The organism is Duganella paludis (genome assembly GCF_054461335.1).
Genome location: NZ_CM136922.1, coordinates 6,552,280 through 6,573,627 on the forward strand (window position 1 = coordinate 6,552,280; position 21,348 = coordinate 6,573,627).

Consider the following 21,348-nt stretch of genomic DNA (forward strand, 5'->3'; position numbering starts at 1 on the left):
ATCTGCTTTACGCTGCCCGCGGCTGGAACTTCTTCCGGTACGACGCGGGCAGCAGTCCCACCCGCTGCCGGAACAAACGGCGGAACGAGTTACTGTCTTCATATCCCACTTTGAACGTAATGCTGTCAAGGCTCATGCGGGTTGACTCCAGCAGGTGCTTGGCTTTCTCCAGTCGCAGCGTTTGCAGGTAGGCCAGCGGCGTGTAACCGGTCGCCTCCTTGAAGCGGCGCATGAAATTTCGCACGCCGAAACCGAAGCGCGGCGCCAGTTCGTCTATCGACAGCGGCTGGTCGTAGTGCTCCTCCAGCCAGTTCTGCACGCGCAGGATATCGGCGTCGCCATGGCTCTTGGGCATGGACCACAACACATACACCGACTGTTCGCTGCGCGCATTATCGATCAGCAGATAGCGGCTGCACTTCTGCGCCAGGTCCAGCGAACCGTAGCGGCGGATCAGATGCAGCAGCAGGTCCATGGCCGCCGTAGCGCCGCCGCTGGTGATGAGGCGATTATCTTCGCACAGGGTTTCGCCTTCATCCATGCGCACGTCGGCATAGCGCTTGCGGAACAGGTCCGCGAAAGCCCAGTGGGTGGTGGCGCGCGCGCCGGACAGCAGGCCGGTTTCCGCCAGCATGAAGGTAGCGGTGCACATGGTGGCCAGTACCGCGCCTTGCCGGTGCTGCGCGCATAGCCAATCGCTGTAGCGGCCAAAGCCGGGCAAGGCCTCGCGCAGCGTGAACAGGAAGCCGGGGATGAGCACCAGGTCCGTCTGCTTGATGTCGGCGAGCGCCACGTCTGGCTGCAAGGTCTGGCCGCGCAGCGTGGTGACCGGCTTGCCGTCCAGCGAGGCGGTCACCACGTCGAACACCGGTTCCTCGGCAAACAGGTTGGCGGCGGTGAGTAGTTCCAGCGCGGTGGTGGCGCTGGCGGCCGAACACAGGTCGGCAAACAGGATGGTCAGGTGCATGGGAGCGGGCATGGCATATATCGCATGAAAAAAGTCATTTCTGCACCTACCTTATCAGATCCGCCTCGCCTATAGTGGTGGCCATCCTCTACTGGCCTGTACATCATGAATCTCTGGTTTCGACTGATCTGGATGCTGCTGCATCGCCCTTGGCGCAAGACCGCCGATCCTTATTCCAACACCGTGGTGCGCATGCGCGTCTGGCCGCTGGACCTGGATTTGAACCGCCACGTCACCAACGGCCGCTATTTCACGCTGGCCGATATCGGCCGCATGGATTTCGTGCTCAAGACCGGCGCCTTCCGCACCGCGCTGCGCCACAAGGCCGTGCCCATCGTCGGCGATGCATGGGGCAAGTTCCGCCGCGAGCTGAAGTTGTTCGAGTCGTTTGAAATCCACACCCGCATGCTGGGCTGGGACGACAAGTGGAGCTTCCTGGAGCACCGCTTCGTCAAGGACGGCCGCGTGGCCGGCGTGGTGGTGATGCGCGGCGTGTTCCGCTCATCCAAAGGCACGGTGCCGCCGGCCGACATCGTCAAGGATCTCGGCATGGCGGAGCAATCGCCGGAACTGCCGCAATGGTTGACCGCGTGGTCTGACAGCTGCGACGGCATGAGCGTCCAGCTGCGCGACGAAGAGAAAGCTTAAAGCCCTTCCAGGCTCAGGGCGCGCACCGCGCCCTTGAGCTGCGCGTGCAGCAGCGCGCGCTCCTCCTCGGTGGTGCCGGGGAACATCTGCATTTCCACTTCCCGTACTTTCGCATCGCACTGGCCCAGGATGGCGTGACCGTCCGCCGTCAACTGAATCTGGATGATGCGCCCGTGCGCCGGGTCCGGCGTGCGCTCGATCCAGCCCTTGCCCTCCATCGACTTCACCATCTCATTCGCCGACTGCGGCGTGGTCATGATGCGCACCGCCAGCTGCGCGTTCGACAGCACGCCGTGCGCGCGGAACACCGACAGCGCCGTGTACTGCGGCACCGTCAGCCCGGCCGGCGCCACGCAGTCGCGCAGCCGCTTGTTCAAAATGTGATCGAGACGCCCCACCAGATAGGCCAGCCCCGCAGGCCGGTGTTCCGAATTCGCCGAATTTGCTTTAACCATAAAAAATCATCTTGTAAAACGTAATAGGTGGGTATAGTATAAGGCACATATCAGGTAGCCTGATAACAAACTTACACACAGGAGATATTGTATGTCCAAATACGCAGACCGATGGGATACCGTCAAAGTCGAGATCGAAAACAACATCGGCTGGATCACCCTGAACCGTCCGGAAAAGCGCAACGCCATGAGCCCGACGCTCAACCGCGAGATGATCGACGTGCTGGAAACGCTGGAGCTGGACGAAGAAGCGCAGGTCATCGTGCTGACCGGCGCCGGCGACAGCTGGACCGCCGGCATGGATTTGAAGGAGTACTTCCGCGAGAACGACGGCAAGCCGGAGATCTTCCAGGAACGCCTGCGCCGCGACTGCTCGCAATGGCAGTGGAAGCTGCTGCGCATGTACTCCAAGCCGACCATCGCCATGGTCAACGGCTGGTGCTTCGGCGGCGCCTTCTCGCCGCTGGTGGCCTGCGACCTGGCGATTGCCGCCGATGAAGCGGTGTTCGGCCTGTCCGAAATCAACTGGGGCATCCCGCCCGGTAACCTGGTCAGCAAGGCCGTCGCCGACACCATGGGCCACCGCCAGGCGCTGCACTACATCATGACCGGCGATACCTTCACCGGTCCGGAAGCCGCCGCCATGGGCCTGGTGAACAAGAGCGTGCCGCGTTCCGAGCTACGCGCGGAGACCATCGCACTGGCCGAAAAGCTGCTGGCCAAATCGCCGACCGTGCTGCGCATCGCCAAGAACGGCTTCAAACGCTGCCGCGAACTGAATTGGGACCAGAACGAGGACTACCTGTACGCCAAGGTGGACCAGTCCAACTACCGCGATCCTGAAAAGGGCCGCGCCCAGGGCCTCAAGCAGTTCCTGGACGATAAGACCATCAAACCCGGTCTGCAAACCTACAAACGCGGTTAAGCCTCTACAATAAAAAAATCCAAGGAGACCAGCATGTTCAATACCGATCTGCTCATCGGCGGCGCCACCGGCGCTGCCACCAATGGCGCCGTCTTCGAGCGCCGCAATCCGGCCAACGGCGAGGTCGCCACGCGCGCAGCCGCTGCCACGCTGGAAGATGTGGACCGCGCAGTGCAAGCCGCGCAGGCGGCCTTCCCGGCCTGGTCGGCCATGCTGCCGGGCGCACGCCGCGCGCTGTTGCTGAAGGCGGCGGAAGTGATGGAATCGCGCCGCGCCGAATTCGTCGAACGCGGCATCGCCGAAGCGGGCGGCGCCCCGGTCTGGTATCAGTTCAATGTGACGCTGGCGGCCAATATGCTGCGCGAAGCGGCCGCCATGACCACCCAGATCGGCGGCGAAGTCATACCGTCCGACGTACCGGGCTCGCTGGCCATGGGCATGCGCCAGGCCTGCGGCGTGGTGGTCGGCATCGCGCCGTGGAATGCGCCGGTCATCCTCGGCACCCGTGCAGTGGCCATGCCGCTCGCTTGCGGCAATACCGTGATTCTCAAGGCTTCCGAGTTGTGCCCTGCCCTGCACCGCCTGATCGGCAGCGTGTTCGATGAAGCGGGCTTCCCGCCGGGCGTGGTCAACGTCATCACCAATGCGCCGCAGGATGCGCCACAAGTGGTGGAACGCTTGATCGCCGCGCCGGCAGTGCGCCGCGTGAACTTCACCGGCTCCACCAATGTGGGCCGCATCATCGCCCAGCATTGCGCCACGCATTTGAAGCCGGTGCTGCTGGAACTGGGCGGGAAGAATCCCATCATCGTGCTGGATGACGCCGATATCGACGCCACCGTTGAAGCTGCGGCCTTCAGCGCCTTCTTCAACCAGGGCCAGATCTGCATGTCGGCCGACCGCATCATCATCGACAACAAAATCGCCGACGCATTCCTCGACAAGTTCGCAGCCAAGACCAGCACCTTGAAAGCGGCGCACGCCGACGCGCCCCTGACCGGCATGATCGACGCCAGCGCCGTCCAGCGTGTCAGCGGCATGCTGCGCGATGCGCAGGAACGCGGCGCGCGCGTGCTGCAATCCTCGTCCGATGTGCAGGGTAACCTGATGCAGCCGGCCATCGTCGACGGCGTGACGGCGGAGATGAAGGTCTACCAGGAGGAATCCTTCGGTCCCATCGTATCGCTGCTGCGCTTCGATACCGAGGATGAGGCGGTACGCCTCGCCAACGACAGCGAGTACGGCCTGTCGTCGGCGGTGTTCAGCCGCGATATCGGCCGCGCCATGGCGGTCGCCAAGCGCATCGAGTCGGGCATCTGCCACATCAACGGGCCCACCGTGCATGATGAGGCGCAGATGCCGTTCGGCGGCGTGAAGCACAGCGGCCAGGGACGTTTCGGCGGCAAGGCGGCCATCGCAGAATTCACGGAGCTGCGCTGGATCACGATCCAGACCACGCCGCGCCATTACCCGATTTAAGGAGGCCGCATGAACCAAGCAAGGAGTGCGGTGCCTGAAGTGCGGTGCCGCGCGGTCAAGCTGGGCAACCCGGAGATCGCGGTCTATCAGGAAAGCGGCTTGTGGCATGTGGACGCCGTCACGCCGCTGGACGATTTCCCGCCGCGCTTCACCGACCGCCTGGAATCCGGCGCCGCCAAACATCCGGAACGCACGCTGGTGGCGCGTCGGGGTGCGGACGGCGAGTGGATACGCTTGTCCTACGCCGACGTGTTGGACCGCGCTCGCCGCATCGGCCAGTCGCTGCTCGATCGCGGCCTGTCGGCCGAGCGCCCGCTGCTGATCCTGTCCGGGAACGACCTGGAACACTTCCAGCTGGCGCTGGGCGCCATGTATGCCGGCATTCCGTATGCGCCGGTGTCGCCCTCGTATTCGCTGGTTGCCACCGACTACGGCAAACTGGCGGAGCTGGTCAAACAGCTCACGCCGGGCGCGGTGTATGCCTCCGACGGCGATGCCTTCAGCCGCGCCATCACGGCCGTGCTGCCCGCCGGCGTGGAACTGATCCTGGCGCACGGCGAAGTGCCCGGCCAGCGTGCGACCGATTTCAATGCCCTGCTCGACGCCACGCCAACCACGGTGGAAGCGGCGCACGCCAACGTCAACGCGCAGACCATCGCCAAGTTCCTGTTCACGTCCGGCTCCACCAAGAAGCCCAAGGCCGTCATCACCACGCACGGTATGTTATGCAGCAATCAGCAGATGCTGCTGCAGACCTTCCCGTTCATGGCGGACGAACCGCCGGTGCTGCTGGACTGGCTGCCGTGGAACCACACCTTCGGCGGCAGCCATAACGTCGGCATCGTGTTGTACAACGGCGGCACGCTGTACCTGGACGACGGCCGGCCAACGCCGCGCGATTTCCAGGTCACACTGGACAACCTGCGCGAGATCGCACCGACCATCTACTTCAATATTCCGAAGGGCTGGGAAATGCTGACCGATGCGCTGAAGGAGGATGCGCAGCTGAGCGAGGTATTCTTCTCGCGCGTGAAGCTGTTCTTCTGCGCCGGCGCCGGCCTGACACAGGCAGCGTGGGACCGGCTGGACGCCATCGCCATCGCCCACTGCGGCGAGTCGATCCGCATCATGACCGGTTTGGGGATGACGGAGACGGCGCCGTCCTGCACCTTCGGCACCGGCGACATCGTCAAGGCAGGCTACGTCGGCGTGCCGGCGCCGGGCTGCAAGGTCAAGCTGGTGCCGTCCGGCGACAAGCTGGAAGCACGCTTCCACGGCCCGCACGTTACGCCCGGCTACTGGCGCGCACCGGACCTGACGGCGGCGGCCTTCGACGACGAAGGTTACTACTGCACTGGCGACGCCCTTCGCTTTGTCGATTCCGAACACCGCGAGCTGGGCTTCATGTTCGACGGCCGCATCGCCGAAGACTTCAAGCTCAATACCGGCACCTTCGTCAGCGTAGGCCCGCTGCGGGCGCGCGTGATCAGCGCGGCGGCGCCGTATGTGATGGATGCGGTGGTCACCGGCATCGACCGCCACGCCATCGGCCTGCTGGTGTTCCCGCGCATGGAGCATTGCCTGCCGCTGTCCGGTCTCGGGCCGCAGGCCGACGTGGATCAGGTTCTGGCCAGCGCGCCGGTGCGGGTCTACTTCCAGGATTTGCTGAACCGCCTGAACGCGGATGCCAGCGGTTCCTCGATGCGCATCGACCGCCTGCTGCTGCAGGCCGAGCCGCCGTCGATCGACCACCGCGAGCTGACCGACAAGGGCTCCATCAACCAGGGGGCAGTGCTCACGCGCCGCGCGGCTGTCGTTTCATCGCTTTATGAAGGTACGGATTCAAACGTCATCATCGCTGCATAAATATAAAACCAACGGAGACAATATGAAACTGAAAAAACTGGCAGGTATCAGCGTAGCGGTCGGCATGGTGTTCGCAGGCGGCTTGGGTCAAGCACAGGCGCAGGACACCATCCGCATCGGCGTGATCGCCGCGCTGACCGGACCTTTCGCCAACACCGGCAAGCCGTTCGAGGACGGCATCAAGACTTATATGCAGCAGTATGGCGACAAGGTAGCCGGCAAGAAGATCGAAATCATTTACCGCGACGACGGCGGCTCCAACGCCGACCTGTCCAAGCGCGCCGCGCAGGAATTGATCACCCGCGAGAAGGTCAGCTTCCTGATCGGCTTCTCGCTGACGCCAAGCGCGCTGGCGGTAGCGCCCATCGCCACCCAGGCCAAGATCCCGATGATCGTGATGAACGCGGTCACCACCGGCATCACGGCGAAATCACCGTACATGCTGCGTACCAGCATGACCATGCAGCAGATGACCGAACCGTTCGGCACCTGGAGCGCGGCCAACAAGGTCGGCAAAGTCTATACGCTGGTCAGCGACTACAGCACCGGCATCGATGCCGAGGCGCGCTTCACCAAGGGCTTCACAGCCGGCGGTGGTAAGGTCATCGGTTCGGCGCGCGTGCCGCTGGCAAATCCGGACTACTCGCCTTTCATCCAACGCATCAAGGATGAAAAACCGGACGCGCTGTTCTTCTTCGCGCCCGGCGCCGAAGATGGCACCGCCGTGCTGAAAGCCTTCAGCGACAAGGGGCTGGACAAGGCCGGAGTGAAGTTCCTGGGCGTGGGTGACATGACCAGCGATTCGCCAACGCTGGAAGCGCTGGGCGAGCGCGCCCTGGGTGCGATCACGGTGCTGAACTACTCGACGGCGCTGGACAATCCAGCCAACAAGGCCTTCCTGGCCGCCTATGCCGCCGCCCTGCCGAAGGCGCTGCCGCCGACCTTCGTTACCGTGGTGGCTTACGACACCATGGGCATGATCTACGAAACCATCCGCAAGCTGAATGGCACAGTCACCGGCGACACAGCGATGAAGGTGCTGTCGAACATGAAGTGGGAAAGCCCGCGCGGTCCGATCAGCATCGACCCGGCAACGCGCGACATCATCCAGAACATGTACATCCGCGAAGTCAAGAAAGTCAACGGCAAGCTGGTTAACCAGCCAGTTGGCGTCCTCAAAGACGTGCAGCCGAACTAAGCCCTCCGCTTTACCAAACGCAGGTCTGACGCGGCCCACAGAGGCTGCGCGGACCGGCACGTCCATCGCTTTATAGAGGAGACACCCTATGAACAAACAACTCTCACTGGTGACGGCGGCCGGCGCCGCCCTGCTGCTCACCGCCTGTGGCGGATCGAACGTCAAGGCAAACGCCGGCGGACTACCGCAACTGGGCGCCGCCACCGGCGCATCGCTGGCGTCCTGCGCCGAACTGGCGGCCAAAATCAACTTCGCCAACACCACCATCGCCGCCGCAAACGCCATCGCGGCCGGCACGCTGACGGTGGCCGGCAAACCGGTGCCCGCGCATTGCCAGGTCACCGGCCAGATGTACAAGCGCACCAGCAGCGTGGATGGCAAGAGCTACGCCATCGGCTTCGAGATGCGCTTGCCGAACAACTGGAACGGCCGCTTCTTCTACCAGGCCAACGGCGGCGTGGACGGCAGCGTGGTCCCGGCCACCGGCCCGGTGGGCGGCGGCGGACCGCTGGACCATGCGCTCAACCAGGGCTTCGCCGTCATCAGTTCGGACGCCGGACACAGTGCAGCGACGCCCTTCTTCGGCCTGGATCCGCAGGCGCGGCTGGACTACGGCTACCAGGCGGTCGGCAAGCTGACGCCGATGGCCAAGTACATCATCGAAACCGCCTACGGCAAGAAGCCGGACCGCTCCTACATCGGCGGCTGCTCCAACGGCGGCCGCCACACCATGGTGGCGGCGGCGCGCTATGCCGACCAGTACGACGGTTTCCTGGTCGGGAATCCCGGCTACCGCCTGCCACTGGCAGCCATCGCCAACATCGCGGGCGCCAAGGCGTATAACTCGCTGGCCACCACGCCGGGCGACCTGTCGACCGGCTTCACGCTGGCCGAACGCAAGCTGGTTTCCAACGCGGTGCTGGCCAAGTGCGATGCGCTCGACGGCGCGGCCGATGGACTGGTGCAGAACACGCAAGCCTGCCAGGCCGTCTTCGACCTGAATCGCGATGTGCCGACTTGCAGCGCATCGCGTGACGGCACCTGCCTGAGCGCGGCGCAGAAGACCACCATCGGCGGCCTTTTCGCCGGCGCGACCATACCCAACGGCGCGAAGATCTATTCAAGCTTCCCCTATGACGCAGGGCTGGCGACCGACGGCTGGTCGTGGTGGAAGTTCAGCAGTTCGCTGATCCTGGATACCGGCGCGGTGGGCCTGATCTGGGAAGCGCCGCCCGAAGACCCGGCGACCTTCAACGGCCCGAACTTCGCGCTGACCGGCGACCTGGCAAGCATGCTGCTCAAGGTGGGCGCAACCAACGCGACCTACACCGAAAGCGCACTGTCGTTCATGCTGCCGCCGAATCCGTCCGACCTGTCCACGCTGAAGAACCGTGGCGCCAAGATCATGGTCTATCACGGCGCCAGCGATCCTATCTTCTCCGCCGACGACACCGTGGCGTGGTACAACGCGCTGCGCACCGCCAACGGCGGCGACGCGTCCAACTTCTCGCGCTACTTCAACGTGCCAGGAATGAACCACTGCTCCGGCGGGCCGACCGCCGACCAATTCGACATGCTGACGCCATTGGTGGAATGGGTGGAACGAGGCAAGGCGCCGGACAGCGTGCAAGCGAGCGTGCGCGGCGCCGGCAACGCGGGCGGCGTCAACGCCGACCTGCCGCCCAACTGGTCCGCGACGCGCACGCGGCCGCTCTGCCCTTATCCGAAAACGGCCAAATACAAGGGCAGCGGCAGCGTCGAGGACGCCGCCAACTTCAGCTGCGAGTCGTAAGCGGGAATTTAGACGACGATCAGATCGAGCTCGCGCAGGAAGGCCGCAGCCTGCGCGTGCGAGATGATGGCGCCTTTGAACAAGCCGCCCTCGGTGAGCTTGATGCCTTCGATATCGGCGCCGCGCAGGTCGGCGCCCTGCAGCTTGGCCAGCTTGAGCACAGCGTTGCGCAAGCTGCCGCCTTCGAACACGGCTTCACGGAAGTCGCAGCCGGACAGGTAGGCGTCTGAGAAATCCAACTCCTTGAGCGTCGCCTTCCGGAAGGTGAAGCCACGCATGTCGGCGCCCACCAGCAGGCATTCCTCAAAGTGGATGCCGAGATGCGCCACCTCTTCAAACGAAGCGCCGGTCAGTTTGCAGCCGTGGAAAGCGACGGAGGCCAATTTGGAGCGGCGCCATTTGCTGTTGTTCAAGTCACAGCCTTCGAAGCGCGCGTCGACCGCATCGATCGATTCCAGATCCGCACCGCCGGCACGGCAGCGCAGCCACTGCGAACGCGCCAGCTTGCTGGCGAACAGCGATGTGCCGGCAAAGGTGCAGCGCTCGAACACGCAGCCCTGCAGGTCGAGGCGTGACAAGTCCTCGTCGTCGAAGGCGCAGCTTTCGAAACGGCGCACGCCCTGCGACAGGTGGTCTTCCAGTTCGGCGCGCGACAGCGCCACGCCGGAGACGGCGTTGGTATGCGATTGTTCCATCACTTCAGATTCATGGTTTGTACAGAAAGCAGCTTGCACTGGCCCGCCACGTTGACGTAGGTGCGCATGAACTGGTAGCGGTTGGTGCGCCAGGTGGCGCCATCCGGATTCCACTGCTCGGTGGTGCTCACGCCGCGCACCACGGAAGTGTCGCCCTGCACGTGGACATGCACGTCGCTGGTGCTGCGCGCCTTGTAGACTACCGGCTTCGCCAGCCGCGCCAGCAGGCCGGGACGCGTTTCAATCTGCGAACCGAGTGAATGCACCCACACATATTCTTCGGCCAGCAGGGATTGTAAAAACGGCACGTCGCCGGTGCGCAGCGCTTCTTCGTATTGGGAATCGCGCTCGATCAGGGCGGGTGCTGGCAGGCACGGCGCCGCCGAAGAGATCAAGGGCAATGCACCGAAAAGGGAGATCAGGATTTTTTTCATGGTAGGGTTGAGTATAACCGCTCCACCGTGGGCCATCCCACAGACAATTTGAAGAAAACCTCTTAGTCTGGGACAATGAGCACAAATCAATGGTTCCTCCTGGTCGGCCTGCTGATGCTGGCGCGCGGCCTGGCGGCGACGACGATATCGCGTTCGCCCTTCACGTCGGCCATCGTTTATCTGGGCGTCGGGCTGATGCTCGGCCCCAGCTTTTTCAATCTCTTCAACATCGATCCGTTTGAGCAGTCTGCGCTGCTGGAGATGCTGACCCAGATTGCCCTGCTAATCTCCCTGTTCTCCGCCGGGATCAAGATGCCCGTGCCCTTCAAGCTGTCACGCTGGAACGCGCCGCTGCGCATGGCCTGGATTTCCATGACGTTGACCGTCGGGCTGGTGGCGCTGTTTGCCCACTACGTGCTGCACATGCCGCCCGGCGCCGCAGTGCTGCTGGGCGGGATACTGGCGCCCACCGATCCGGTGCTGGCCACCGACGTGCAGGTACGCCACGCCGGCGACAAGGACGCGCTGCGTTTCAATCTCACTTGCGAAGCAGGCATGAACGACGGCAGCGCCTTCCCTTTTGTGCTGCTCGGCCTTGCCATGCTGGGTATCGGAACGCCGGAGGTGAATTATCTGCACTGGTTCCTGGTGGACGTGGTCTGGGGCACGGCCGGCGCGGTGGCGGTGGGCGTGCTGGCCGGCGCCGGCCTGGCGCGGCTGGGGTGGCGCCTGCGCATCGTCAAGCCACGCCACGAGATCATGGATGACCTGGTGGGCCTGGGCATGATCGCCGTGGTGTACGGCGCGGCCAGCATGATCAAAGCGTCCGGCTACCTGGCCGTGTTCTTTGCCGCCGTCGCGCTGCGGCAGACCGAGTTGAAGCTGGCCGGCGCGCCCAAGGACCGACAGGGCCTGATGGAGCCGGACATGAGCAAGTCCAAAGCAGCGCACGACAACGACACCAACGGCGTGCCCATGGTGGTCAGCGCGGAATCGCTGGTATTCAAGGAGCACCTGGAACGCCTGTCCGAGCTGACGCTGGTGCTGCTGTTGGGCGGCATGATCTCGCTGCGTGACCTGCCCTTCGAGACCATCGGCGTGGCGGCCTTCCTGTTCGTGGTCGCACGGCCGCTGGCGGTGTATGTGGGGCTGATGGGCAGTGGCGTCGGCAAGCGTATGCGCTGCGTCACCGGCTGGTTCGGCGTGCGCGGCATCGGCTCTATCTTCTACCTGGTGTTCGCCATCGAGGCCGGGCTACCGCCCAACCTGGCGCGCGAGCTGACCGGCATTTCGCTGGGTGTGATCATGCTGTCGATCCTGGTGCATGGCTTCAGCGTCAAGCCCCTGATCGACAGCAACGACGCTAAATAGACGTCTCGCCGGCCGCCACCTTATCGGGCGTCATCGGCGTGCTGCGAACGCGGCGACCGGTGGCGTGATAGATGGCGTTGCTGACCGCCGCCGCCACGCCTACCAGGCCGATTTCGCCCACGCCCTTGGCGCCGATGCGGCTGACTATGCGGTCGTCCTCCTCTACGAAGATGACGTCGATGTCGTGAATATCGGCATTGACGGAGACGTGGTACTCGCCTAAATTGTGATTCATGAAGCGGCCCAGATTGTGGTCGCACAGGGTTTCCTCGTGCAGCGCCTGGCCGATGCCCCACACCACGCCGCCGATAATCTGGCTGCGCGCCGCCTTGGTGTTGATGATGCGGCCGGCGGCGATGGCGCTGACCACGCGCGTGACGCGCACGGTGCCGTATTCAGGGTCCACCCTCACTTCGCAGAACACGGCGGAATGCGTGGAGCGCTGGTACTTCATCTGCTTGAGCATATTAGGCAGCAGCAGATACTTTTCTTCCAACCGCAGTTCGCCGCTGGAGGCAATGACGTCCACCAGCGCTACCGAGATTTCCGGGCGCGCGGCCAACCGTAAGCGGCCGCCCTTGAATTCGATGTCCGCAAGGCGCGCCTTGGCCAGCGGAGACTCGGGCATCTTGCGCGCCAGCTTGAACAGCGTTTTTTGTAGCTTCTCGCAAGCGCCCTGCACCGCCGAACCAACTGTGGCCACATGCGAGGAACCGCCTTCGATCGGCGCCACCGGCAACGTCGAGTCGCCCAGCTGGAAGCGCACGTTCTCCAACGGCAGGCCCATGGCATCGGCCGCAATGATGCTCATCGCCGTGTAAGTGCCGGTGCCGATGTCGGAAGCAGCGCTACTGACCACCAGCGTGCCGTCGGCATGCAGCACGGCGCTGGCGCGCGCGAACATCTGCATCGCGTCCCACACGCCGGTCGCCATGCCCCAGCCGATCAATTCCCGGCCTTCGCGCATCGTGCCTGGCTCCAGCGGACGCTTGTTCCAGCCAAAACGATCCGCACCCTGCTGGTAACAGGCACGCAGTTCCTTGGTGGAGTATGGAAGGCCGTGCGTGGGATCGATCTCGGCGTAATTCTTCAGCCGCAACGCCAGCGGGTCCATCTTCAGCGCATAGGACAGTTCATCCATCGCCACTTCCAGCGCATACACGCCATGGGCGGCGCCGGGGGCGCGCATGTCCATCGGGCTGGCGTGATCCAGATCGACCAAGTGATAGCCCAGCCGCACATGTTCGCAGGCATACAGCTCGCCCGACCAGTTGACCACTACTTCAACATAATCTTCCATGCGCGATGTTTCGGCTACCGCTTCGTGAATGATGGCGCTCAGCGTGCCGTCCGGCTCCGCCGCCAGCCGCACGCGTTGCTGCGTTTCGGGCCGGTGGCCGAAGGTAAACATCTGCTGGCGCGTCAGCACCACACGCACCGAACGTTTCAACTTGATCGAAGCCATCACTGCCAGCGGCAGTTGATATTGCGGCCGCAGGCCGGAGCCGAAAGCGCCGCCGACGTAGGGATTACGCACCGTGACCTTGTCCTTTGCCAGGCCGAACACGTGCGACACATACCAGCGGCTGTTCTGCGAGCTTTGGGTTTTATCGTAGATGGTGAGGTGGCCGTCGGCGCCGCGTATCACGGTGCTGGCGAACATCTCGAGAGGGTTGTGATGCTCTACACCGCTGTAGTATTCACCCTCCATCCTGATAGCGGCCTTTTCCCACACTTCATCGGCGTGTCCCTTGGGAGATGGCGGCGGCGTGAATCCCGCCTTCATTCGACTAGGCTTGTAGGAGCGCTCGCGGTTTTCCAGCAACGAGGTGGCGTGAGGTTCGATTTCGTAGTCCACTTCCACCAGTCGTGCGGCATAGCGAGCCGCTTCGAACGATTCGGCCACCACCAGCGCCACCGGCTGGCCGCTGTAGGCGATTTTTTCGTCGTACAGCGGCCGGAATGGCGACCCGCCGGGGGCCGTCATGTCCTTGTAGAAGATGTCGAAGGAGCGGATGCGGGGCCGGTTCAGGTGCGAAATCACCTCGACCACGCCGGGCACCGCCAGCGCCGCGTCGGCGCGTATGGCCGTGATGCGTCCGCGCGGAATGGTGCCGCTGACGACCACGCCGTACAGAAGGTCGGCCGCAGGATACTCGGCCGCGTAGCGCGCCTGCCCAGTGACTTTGTCGCGGCCGTCCACGCGCGAGACGGCCATGCCGATGCTGACCGCACCGGTGCCGGGTTCCGCCGATGGTGTGCGGAGTTCTTCAATCAGGTCGGTCACGGTGCTCGCTCCTCTTCGCTGCTGGTGTTGTCATGCGTGCCCTGTACGGCACGTTCGAGTGCGCCCACGATGGCGCGGCGGGCCAGCGAAATCTTGAAGTCGTTGTCGCCCTGGCCCTGAGCGCCTTCGAGCAGCGCCTCCGCCGCCATGGCGAAGCGCGCCGCTTCCGGCGCGTGACCGGCCAGCAAAGCCTCTGCCTGCGGCACGCGCCACGGCTTGTGTGCCACGCCGCCCAGCGCTATGCGCGCCTCGCGCACCACGCCGTCATCGCCTATATCGAGCATGGCGGCCACCGACACCAGCGCAAACGCGTATGAAGCGCGGTCACGCAGCTTCAGGTAGCAAGAGTGGGCGGCGAATTGCGCGGCAGGCGGCAGTTCGATATGGGTAATCAGTTCGCCCGGCATCAGCGTGGTGTCGATCTCGGGCCGGTCTTCCGGCAGACGGTGGAAGTCGGCAAAGGCGATGCGTCGCTCGCCGCTGGACGAGCGCACGTGGACCACCGCCTCCAGCGCGGCCAGCGCCACGCACATGTCGGATGGATGGGTGGCGATGCAATGCGCGCTGGCGCCGAGGATGGCGTGCTGCCGCGTCAAACCGCCGATGGCCGAGCAACCGCTACCCGGTTCGCGCTTGTTGCACGGCGTGCCAATGTCGTAGAAATAGTGGCAGCGCGTGCGTTGCAGCAGGTTGCCGCCGTTGCTGGCCATATTGCGTATCTGCGGCGAAGCACCAGCCAGGATGGCCGCCGTCAGCAAAGGATAAGCCTCTCGCACCGCCGGATGGTAAGCGGTAGCCGCATTGCGCGCGGTGGCGCCCAGCAGCAGGCCGCCGCCGTCGTTGGCCGTGATGTCGGCGCACGGCAGACCATTGACATCGGCCAGCGCCTGCGGACGCATGACGAATTCCTTCATCAGGTCGATCAGGTTAGTGCCGCCGGCGACGAAGCGCGCGCCGGCGTCGGCGTGAGCCAGGACTTCGGCGGCATCACTGCTACTGAAATAGGAGAATGGATTCATGCCGGCACCGTGCCCGGCGTGTAGGGCCGCTCGATATTATCGCGTCGTTGCGCAGGATCGAGGCCCAATACCTCGGTCACTGCGGCGACGATGCCTGGATAAGCGCCGCAGCGGCATATATTGCCGCTCATGAGCTCCCGCACCTCGGCCGCGGTGTGCGCATGGCCTTCGTTCATCAACCCCACAGCGGAACACAGCTGGCCGGGCGTGCAGTAACCGCACTGGAATGCGTCGTGCTCGATGAAGGCCTGCTGCAGTGGATGCAGGTCGGCGCCATCGGCAAGCCCTTCGACGGTGGTGATGTCTGCGCCGTTGCGCATGACCGCCAGCGTCAGGCAGGAATTAATGCGAACGCCGTCCACCAGCACGGTGCAGGCGCCGCACTGGCCGTGGTCGCAGCCCTTTTTGGTACCGGTGAGGCCGGCCTGCTCGCGCAGCAGGTCGAGCAGCGTCACCCACGCCTGGACTTCAAACTGGTGAGGTTTGCCGTTGATGTGCAGTCGCACAGGATAAGTATCTTGCATAGCGTGCTTTCGTAACTAGGGTCAGTCGGCATCCTCGTTTTTCAGGACGCCACGTAGATTGGTCACGACCAGACAAAGCTGCAATGCAATCAGGGCCCAGGCCTCGTCATGCCATCCCCATGCTATCCATAAGGCGTTACTCAGCAAGAATGCAAAAAAGCCGGCCTTGCGACGCGCCGGCGATTTGGACCCGACCAGCAATCCCGCCGCAACCGTCACCGCCATCGCAGGCCATTGCAGCAGATCGATCCAGTCACCCATTTGCAACCATCTATGTTCGTTCACATGGCCCAGCATCGCCGAGCGGCCGCCGGGCGTATGTGCGGCACATCACGGACGCGCGCAAATTAAAGGTAGCGCACCCACTCCATGCTGGTGCGCCGTTTGAAGTTGCCGAAAGCGCGACACGGCCAATACAGCAGCGGTATCAGCAGCAATGTCATCGCCCACACATTCCACAGGCTTTCGAACTCATAGCGTGCCCCGTGGTTCGTCCCCAGCCAGGCTACGGCAGCGTTCTGCAACGCCAGCAGCACGAACAGGTGCAGCAGGTAGTAGAACATCGGCGCGCCGCCAAAGGTAGCGCAAATCCTCAGGAAGACGTTGTCGCGCCGCTCCAGTAATGCCAGCAGCAACAGGCCCATACCCAATGTCAGCAACAGGAAGGCCAGCGATGGCGGGTACTTGGTCACGTTGAGAACGGACATCGCTGTATGCAGGGCGTTTTTCCCCTCCTGCCAAGGCAGCGTCTCGCCGTAGATATTCAGGCCACGCAACACCGCAAACAACACTAGGGCGAGCGCGCCGGCGCCGGCCAGCAGCCGACGGCGTTGCTCCGGCGCGGTGGCGGAAGCGTACCAGGGGCCGGCAACGTAACCGAGCACGATCACGCCTATCCACGGCAGCAACGGATAGCTCACTTTAATCTTCAGCGCGCCTTCGGCCACCAGGAAGCCACGGTCATGCAGAATGGTCCACGGTATATAGCCCGCTTCGCCCGGCACGAAGCTGATCGGCGTGAGCGCGTTGTGGCCGAAGACGATGACCAGACCTAGCGCGACCAATATGCCGCGTGGCAGTCTATATAGCAGTGCCAGCGCGATCATCGCCAGGCCGATCACCCAGATCACCTGAAGATAGATGGTGGGCGGCGGAATGCGGCCACTCCACGCCACGCTGAGCACACAGATTTCCAGCAGAATCAAGAAAAGCCCGCGCTTGAACAGGAAGCCGGCCGGCGAGCGCTGCCCGCCGACCGGGTGCGCATACAGCCATGCAGATAAACCGGTCAGGAAGACGAACATCGGCGCGCAGAAGTGAGCGGCAAGGCGGCTGAAGAAAAGCCAGGGATCGGTGTCGGACACGTTCATTGGATCACTGACCTGAAAGCGCAGGAAAAAGGTCTCGCGCACGTGATCGACCATCATGATCATCATGACCAGTCCGCGCATCACATCGATGGAGGCGACCCGTTTGTTAGTAACCATGAAATTCCTTAATCACCAGCGGCGCAGAATGCAAATGGGCGGCATGATACACAATACACGCCGGTGTATAGTGTAGTTTGTCTGTCGCTGTTGAGAAAGGATGTCATGGACCTGCACTATCTGAGCCCCCTGTTCGCTCCCAAATCCATCGTGGTGTTTGCCGGCCCGCCGGACCAGCCGGAGCGACAAAATGCCTTCGGACGCACGGTCTGCGGACAGCTGCGCGAGGGCGGCTACCAGGGCGCGCTGACCTTCCTTGACGTCGGCATGACCGGCACCCTGGCCGATCTGGTTCACTCGCGCGCCGACCTCGCCATCATCGCCCTGCCGAACGACGAACTGGCGTTCGCGCTGGAGGTGGCCGGCCGCATTCAGTGCAAGACAGCGCTGATCGTGTCGTCCGGCGTGCCGCCGGAGCAGGCGGCCGAACTGCACGCCATCGCGCGCAAGCACGACATGCATTTGCTTGGCCCCAATAGCCTGGGCTACCAGCGTCCGCGACTTGGACTGAACGCCGGCGTGGCCGGCAAGCTGGCGCAGCCCGGCAGCCTGGCGCTGATTTCGCAGTCCGGCGCCCTCACCTCCGCCATTTTGGACTGGGCCGGCACCAACGCGGTGGGTTTGTCGGCCGTGGTGTCGCTCGGCCCCAATACGGCGGTGGACCTGGCGCAGGCGCTGGACTTCCTCGCCACCGATCCGGCCACCGAAAGCATCGTCATCTACATGGAAGGCATTACCGACGCGCGGCGCTTCCTGTCGGCGCTGCGCGGCACAGCCAATACCAAGCCGGTGGTGATCATCAAATCCGGCAATGGCGCGGCGGCCTCGCGCGCGGCCGCCACCCACTCCGGCACCCTGATCGGCAGCGACGAAGTGTTCGACGCGGCGCTGCGGCGTACCGGCGCGGTGCGCGTGAACACTTTCGTGCAGCTGTTCTCGGCCGCCAAATGCCTGGCTTCGCGCTACCGTCCCGTGGGACCGCGCCTGGCGGTGATCAGCAACGGTGGCGGTCCCGGCGTGCTGGCGGCCGACTGGTTGGCCAAGCTTGGCCTGCAACTGGGCGTGCCCGGCGCCGAAGCTGCGCTGGCGCTGGCGCCGGAACTGCCGCCGCACGCCACGCTGACCGATCTGCTGGACCTGTCCGAGGAAGCCGGCCCGCAGCACTACGCCGCCGCCATCCGCTCCTGCGCGCGGAACCCGAATATCGACGGCCTGTTGGTGATCTATTCACCCAAGCTCGATGGCGACCCGGTGGCCGTGGCGCAGGGTGTGGCCGAGGCGGGACGCGGCTTGAGCAAGCCGCTTTTGACCTGCTGGATGGGCGACGAGCGCGTGACGCCGGCACGCCAGCTGATCGCACAATCCGGGCTGGCCAACTTCCGCACGCCGGAAGCGGCGGTCGATGGCTTCAGCAATATCGCGGTGTTTTACCAGAACCAGCAACTGCTGCAACAGACGCCGCCGCCCTTGTCGCAATTGGCCAAGCCCGATCTGGACGGCGCGCGCCGGCTAGTGGAAAGCGTGCTGGCCGAGCGTCGCAGCGTGCTGACCGAGATGGAATCGAAGGCCTTGCTGGCGGCCTTCCACATCCCGATCACGCCGACCATGCCGGCGCGGAGCGCGGCCGAGGCGCAACTGATCGCCGCGCAGCTGGGCTATCCGGTGGCGTTAAAGATCGACTCGCCCGACATCAGTCACAAATCGGAAGTTCAAGGCGTGGTGCTCAACCTTGTCGATGCAGCCGCGCTGTCCAGCGCCTACAGCGACATGCTGGCCAATGTGCAGCGCCTGCAGCCGGGCGCGCGCATCAACGGCGTGACGGTACAGCGCATGGCGGGCAAGCGCGATGGCCGGGAACTGTACATTGGCGTCGCCAGCGACCCGCTATTTGGACCGGTGATCGGCTTTGGCGCCGGCGGCACCATGATCGACCTGCTCAACGATCGTGCGGTGGAACTGCCGCCGATGAACCAGTTCCTGGCGCAGCGGCTGGTGGCCCGGGCGCGCGTCGCCGCCACGCTGGGCGAGTGGCGCGGCGCGCCGGCGGTGGATCTGCAGGCGATAGAACACATTCTGCTGCGTGTGTCCGAGATGGTGTGCGAACTGCCGCAGCTGCGCGAACTCGATATCAACCCGATCATCGTCGACCAGCACGGCGTGCTGGCGGTGGATGCGCGCGTGGTGGTGGGCGCCGCGCCGCCGTCGGCCCAGCGCTTCGACCAGCTGGCGATCATGCCCTACCCGGCCAACTACAGCAGCGAGTGGCCGATGCGCGGCGGCGGCGAATACGCGCTGCGTCCCGTGCAGCCGACGGATGCCGAGATGCTGCAGTCGCTGGTGCGTGGCTTGTCGGAGCAATCGCGCTACAACCGTTTCGCATCGTCGCTGCGCGAGCTGTCGGCGCAAATGCTGGCGCGCTATACGCTGATCGACTACGACCGCGAGATGGCGCTGGTGGCGGTGCTGACCACGCGCACGGTGGAGGATGACGGTAGTTTCAACGAAAGCGAAAGCATCATCGGCGTGTCGCGCTACATCGCCAATCCGGACCGCAGCAGCTGCGAATTCTCGCTGCTGGTGGACGACAAGTTCAGCGGCCAGGGACTGGGCACGCGCCTGATGCTGGAGATTATGGACGTGGCGCGTGATCGTGGATTGAGCGAGATCGTCGGCCTGGTGCTGCGCAAGAATCGCGGCATGCTCAAGCTGATGAGCAGCCTCGGATTCCAGATGCGTCCTTACGAGGACGATCCGGAATTCCAGCTATGCAGCAAGGCGTTGTAGATGTGAGATTGCACGTATTTTCAAGAGTGGCAACATGTTATTCTCCGTGCCAATACTGGTCTATCGGCCGGAGTAAACTTTTGCTCGTGGACGTCCAATGCATGCTCTTATTTTAAAACGCGTCGGGAATTTTCTGATTCGCTAAGGAGTTGGACCCTCCCAGTTCACTGGGAAGAACAGTGAGGAATGCGGGTTTTCGCCTTGCGCTGAAATTAGGCGTTGTGGATTGGTAAGAGTATGGCGTTGAAGTGGAAGTGATATGAGAAAATCTATGTCTGAAATAAGTACACCGTTAGCATTGATGGGTATGGTGGGAGTTTTGGGATGCCTGATGTGGTCTCCTATATTTATCGCAACGGCGATCGATCAAGAAGAGCTTCTCAAAAACGGACGTCAGACAATTGGTGAGGTCGTTGATCACGACGTCATCAGGCGTAACAACCGCGCCGTCTACACTGCGTCTATCCGCTATACAGTACGCAATCACGCATTCTTGCAAAGCGTCCAGGGGTCGGGCGCGGAAGCTAGTCTATTGCCACTAGGGACAAAGGTTACGGTGAACTTTCTCGCGAAGAAACCGGATTTCTCCAGTGTGACCGTTTCTAATGCCACTTCAGGTACCGGCTTGGGTTGGGGAGTTGTGTTCGGAATGTGGGGCGTTGCGATAGCCCTCTTGGGAGGCGCTTGGCTTACCAGAAAACCCAATACTCGATCCGTCGTCAATTAAAGTAACAGCAAGATAATGAGCTTCAACCAAAGGGACAGGTACGAATTAAGCATCATCACGACGGCCACGATACTATGCTTGGCAGGAATGGCAGTTAGCGTTTTGGCTTATGCTGTGATTCGGCCCGAGTTTATTTCAACGCAAGAGCTAGCGCCGGTACTGCTACCTACTTGGTTGCTAATGATGTCAGGTCTCGTCCACTCTTACGCTCGTAAAAAAATTAAGGAACTGAAGGCCGGGCTAAAGAAAAGAAACAGCAATTTGATTGCAGGCCCTATCGCGAATTTCATCATTGCTGGGGTCATTATCTGGTTCATTACATTTGAATTCTTTTCCGGCATAATGAGTTACATTTCACATATAAGCCTTGAAAAGGTAGATACAGTAAAAACGATTTCAGTGATTAGAGCAAGTGTAGGTCATAGGCGTTGCGGAAATAACGCGACCCTGCAACTGGGCGAGAATGCTATCTGGACTTCTAGACTTTGCCAGATATCTGACAGCGAAACACAGCAACTTCGTGAAGGCGGATTGATCAGGGCATATGGAGTGTTCACGCAGTACGGCATGCAAATTACCTCGTTTGAGGTTATTTCTGCAGGACAGTGAATCGACACCGCCGCTTCAACATAACCAACACGGCAGCTTATGGCCGCTTTTTTATTCATCGATTCTTTAAATAGCGATAAG

Annotated in this window: 19 protein-coding genes; 10 read left to right on the top strand and 9 right to left on the bottom strand. The window is 62.9% G+C overall.

Annotated features, from left to right (window positions below; genetic code table 11):
- Window positions 1–7 precede the first annotated feature (7 nt).
- Complete coding sequence (locus ACXZ1M_RS28835; protein WP_459051021.1) at window positions 8–979, bottom strand: GlxA family transcriptional regulator; 972 nt, start codon at window positions 977–979, stop codon at window positions 8–10.
- Window positions 980–1,072: 93 nt separating this feature from the next.
- Here ACXZ1M_RS28835 and ACXZ1M_RS28840 point away from each other — a divergent pair, with 93 nt between their 5' ends.
- The gene (locus ACXZ1M_RS28840; RefSeq protein WP_459051022.1) at window positions 1,073–1,615 is read left to right on the top strand and encodes a thioesterase family protein; all 543 of its coding nucleotides are present in this window, start codon (window positions 1,073–1,075) and stop codon (window positions 1,613–1,615) included.
- Here the strand turns inward: ACXZ1M_RS28840 and ACXZ1M_RS28845 are convergent.
- Complete coding sequence (locus ACXZ1M_RS28845; RefSeq protein ID WP_459051023.1) at window positions 1,612–2,070, bottom strand: MarR family winged helix-turn-helix transcriptional regulator; 459 nt, start codon at window positions 2,068–2,070, stop codon at window positions 1,612–1,614. The genes ACXZ1M_RS28840 and ACXZ1M_RS28845 overlap by 4 nt on opposite strands.
- Window positions 2,071–2,161: 91 nt before the next feature.
- Here ACXZ1M_RS28845 and ACXZ1M_RS28850 point away from each other — a divergent pair, with 91 nt between their 5' ends.
- From ACXZ1M_RS28850 to ACXZ1M_RS28870, 5 genes are all read left to right on the top strand, one after another.
- Window positions 2,162–2,995 carry a p-hydroxycinnamoyl CoA hydratase/lyase gene (locus tag ACXZ1M_RS28850; RefSeq protein WP_459051024.1) on the top strand — a complete coding sequence of 278 codons (834 nt, stop codon included), beginning with the start codon at window positions 2,162–2,164 and terminating at the stop codon, window positions 2,993–2,995.
- A 33-nt stretch (window positions 2,996–3,028) separates the two neighbouring features.
- Window positions 3,029–4,474: an aldehyde dehydrogenase gene (locus tag ACXZ1M_RS28855; protein WP_459051025.1), complete on the top strand. Its 1,446-nt coding sequence runs from the start codon at window positions 3,029–3,031 to the stop codon at window positions 4,472–4,474.
- Between the two features lie 9 nt (window positions 4,475–4,483).
- A complete protein-coding gene (locus tag ACXZ1M_RS28860; protein ID WP_459051026.1) occupies window positions 4,484–6,340 on the top strand; it encodes a feruloyl-CoA synthase in 1,857 nt (618 codons plus the stop codon).
- A gap of 22 nt (window positions 6,341–6,362) precedes the next feature.
- Entirely contained in the window at window positions 6,363–7,538 is a 1,176-nt protein-coding gene (locus tag ACXZ1M_RS28865) for an ABC transporter substrate-binding protein (protein WP_459051027.1), read from the top strand.
- Between the two features lie 88 nt (window positions 7,539–7,626).
- A complete protein-coding gene (locus tag ACXZ1M_RS28870) occupies window positions 7,627–9,330 on the top strand; it encodes a tannase/feruloyl esterase family alpha/beta hydrolase (protein WP_459051028.1) in 1,704 nt (567 codons plus the stop codon).
- Between the two features lie 8 nt (window positions 9,331–9,338).
- On the opposite strand, the gene ACXZ1M_RS28875 is transcribed toward ACXZ1M_RS28870, so the two are convergent.
- Window positions 9,339–10,025, bottom strand: a complete 687-nt coding sequence (locus ACXZ1M_RS28875; protein WP_459051029.1) for a pentapeptide repeat-containing protein — start codon at window positions 10,023–10,025, stop codon at window positions 9,339–9,341.
- Entirely contained in the window at window positions 10,025–10,459 is a 435-nt protein-coding gene (locus ACXZ1M_RS28880; protein ID WP_459051030.1) for a nuclear transport factor 2 family protein, read from the bottom strand. Before ACXZ1M_RS28880 ends, ACXZ1M_RS28875 begins: the two co-directional genes overlap by 1 nt.
- A 75-nt stretch (window positions 10,460–10,534) precedes the next feature.
- Here ACXZ1M_RS28880 and ACXZ1M_RS28885 point away from each other — a divergent pair, with 75 nt between their 5' ends.
- Complete coding sequence (locus tag ACXZ1M_RS28885; protein WP_459051031.1) at window positions 10,535–11,830, top strand: cation:proton antiporter; 1,296 nt, start codon at window positions 10,535–10,537, stop codon at window positions 11,828–11,830.
- Here the strand turns inward: ACXZ1M_RS28885 and ACXZ1M_RS28890 are convergent.
- The 5 genes from ACXZ1M_RS28890 to ACXZ1M_RS28910 form a co-directional block, all read right to left on the bottom strand.
- Complete coding sequence (locus ACXZ1M_RS28890) at window positions 11,823–14,048, bottom strand: xanthine dehydrogenase family protein molybdopterin-binding subunit (RefSeq protein WP_459054089.1); 2,226 nt, start codon at window positions 14,046–14,048, stop codon at window positions 11,823–11,825. The genes ACXZ1M_RS28885 and ACXZ1M_RS28890 overlap by 8 nt on opposite strands.
- Before the next feature lie 65 nt (window positions 14,049–14,113).
- A complete protein-coding gene (locus ACXZ1M_RS28895) occupies window positions 14,114–15,136 on the bottom strand; it encodes an FAD binding domain-containing protein (RefSeq protein WP_459051032.1) in 1,023 nt (340 codons plus the stop codon).
- Complete coding sequence (locus tag ACXZ1M_RS28900) at window positions 15,133–15,660, bottom strand: (2Fe-2S)-binding protein (protein WP_459051033.1); 528 nt, start codon at window positions 15,658–15,660, stop codon at window positions 15,133–15,135. The genes ACXZ1M_RS28895 and ACXZ1M_RS28900 overlap by 4 nt, the downstream gene beginning before the upstream one ends.
- Before the next feature lie 21 nt (window positions 15,661–15,681).
- Window positions 15,682–15,921: a hypothetical protein gene (locus tag ACXZ1M_RS28905; RefSeq protein ID WP_459051034.1), complete on the bottom strand. Its 240-nt coding sequence runs from the start codon at window positions 15,919–15,921 to the stop codon at window positions 15,682–15,684.
- Between the two features lie 86 nt (window positions 15,922–16,007).
- Window positions 16,008–17,147 carry a DUF1624 domain-containing protein gene (locus ACXZ1M_RS28910; protein ID WP_459051035.1) on the bottom strand — a complete coding sequence of 380 codons (1,140 nt, stop codon included), beginning with the start codon at window positions 17,145–17,147 and terminating at the stop codon, window positions 16,008–16,010.
- Between the two features lie 105 nt (window positions 17,148–17,252).
- Between ACXZ1M_RS28910 and ACXZ1M_RS28915 the strand changes: the two genes are divergently transcribed.
- The 3 genes from ACXZ1M_RS28915 to ACXZ1M_RS28925 all read left to right on the top strand — a co-directional run bounded on the left by ACXZ1M_RS28915 (window position 17,253) and on the right by ACXZ1M_RS28925 (window position 21,267).
- On the top strand, window positions 17,253–19,931 hold the full coding sequence (locus ACXZ1M_RS28915) for a bifunctional acetate--CoA ligase family protein/GNAT family N-acetyltransferase (RefSeq protein ID WP_459051036.1): 2,679 nt from the start codon (window positions 17,253–17,255) through the stop codon (window positions 19,929–19,931).
- A gap of 259 nt (window positions 19,932–20,190) precedes the next feature.
- A complete protein-coding gene (locus ACXZ1M_RS28920; protein ID WP_459051037.1) occupies window positions 20,191–20,658 on the top strand; it encodes a DUF3592 domain-containing protein in 468 nt (155 codons plus the stop codon).
- Between the two features lie 15 nt (window positions 20,659–20,673).
- Window positions 20,674–21,267: a hypothetical protein gene (locus ACXZ1M_RS28925; protein ID WP_459051038.1), complete on the top strand. Its 594-nt coding sequence runs from the start codon at window positions 20,674–20,676 to the stop codon at window positions 21,265–21,267.
- The last annotated feature ends 81 nt before the right edge of the window (window positions 21,268–21,348 follow it).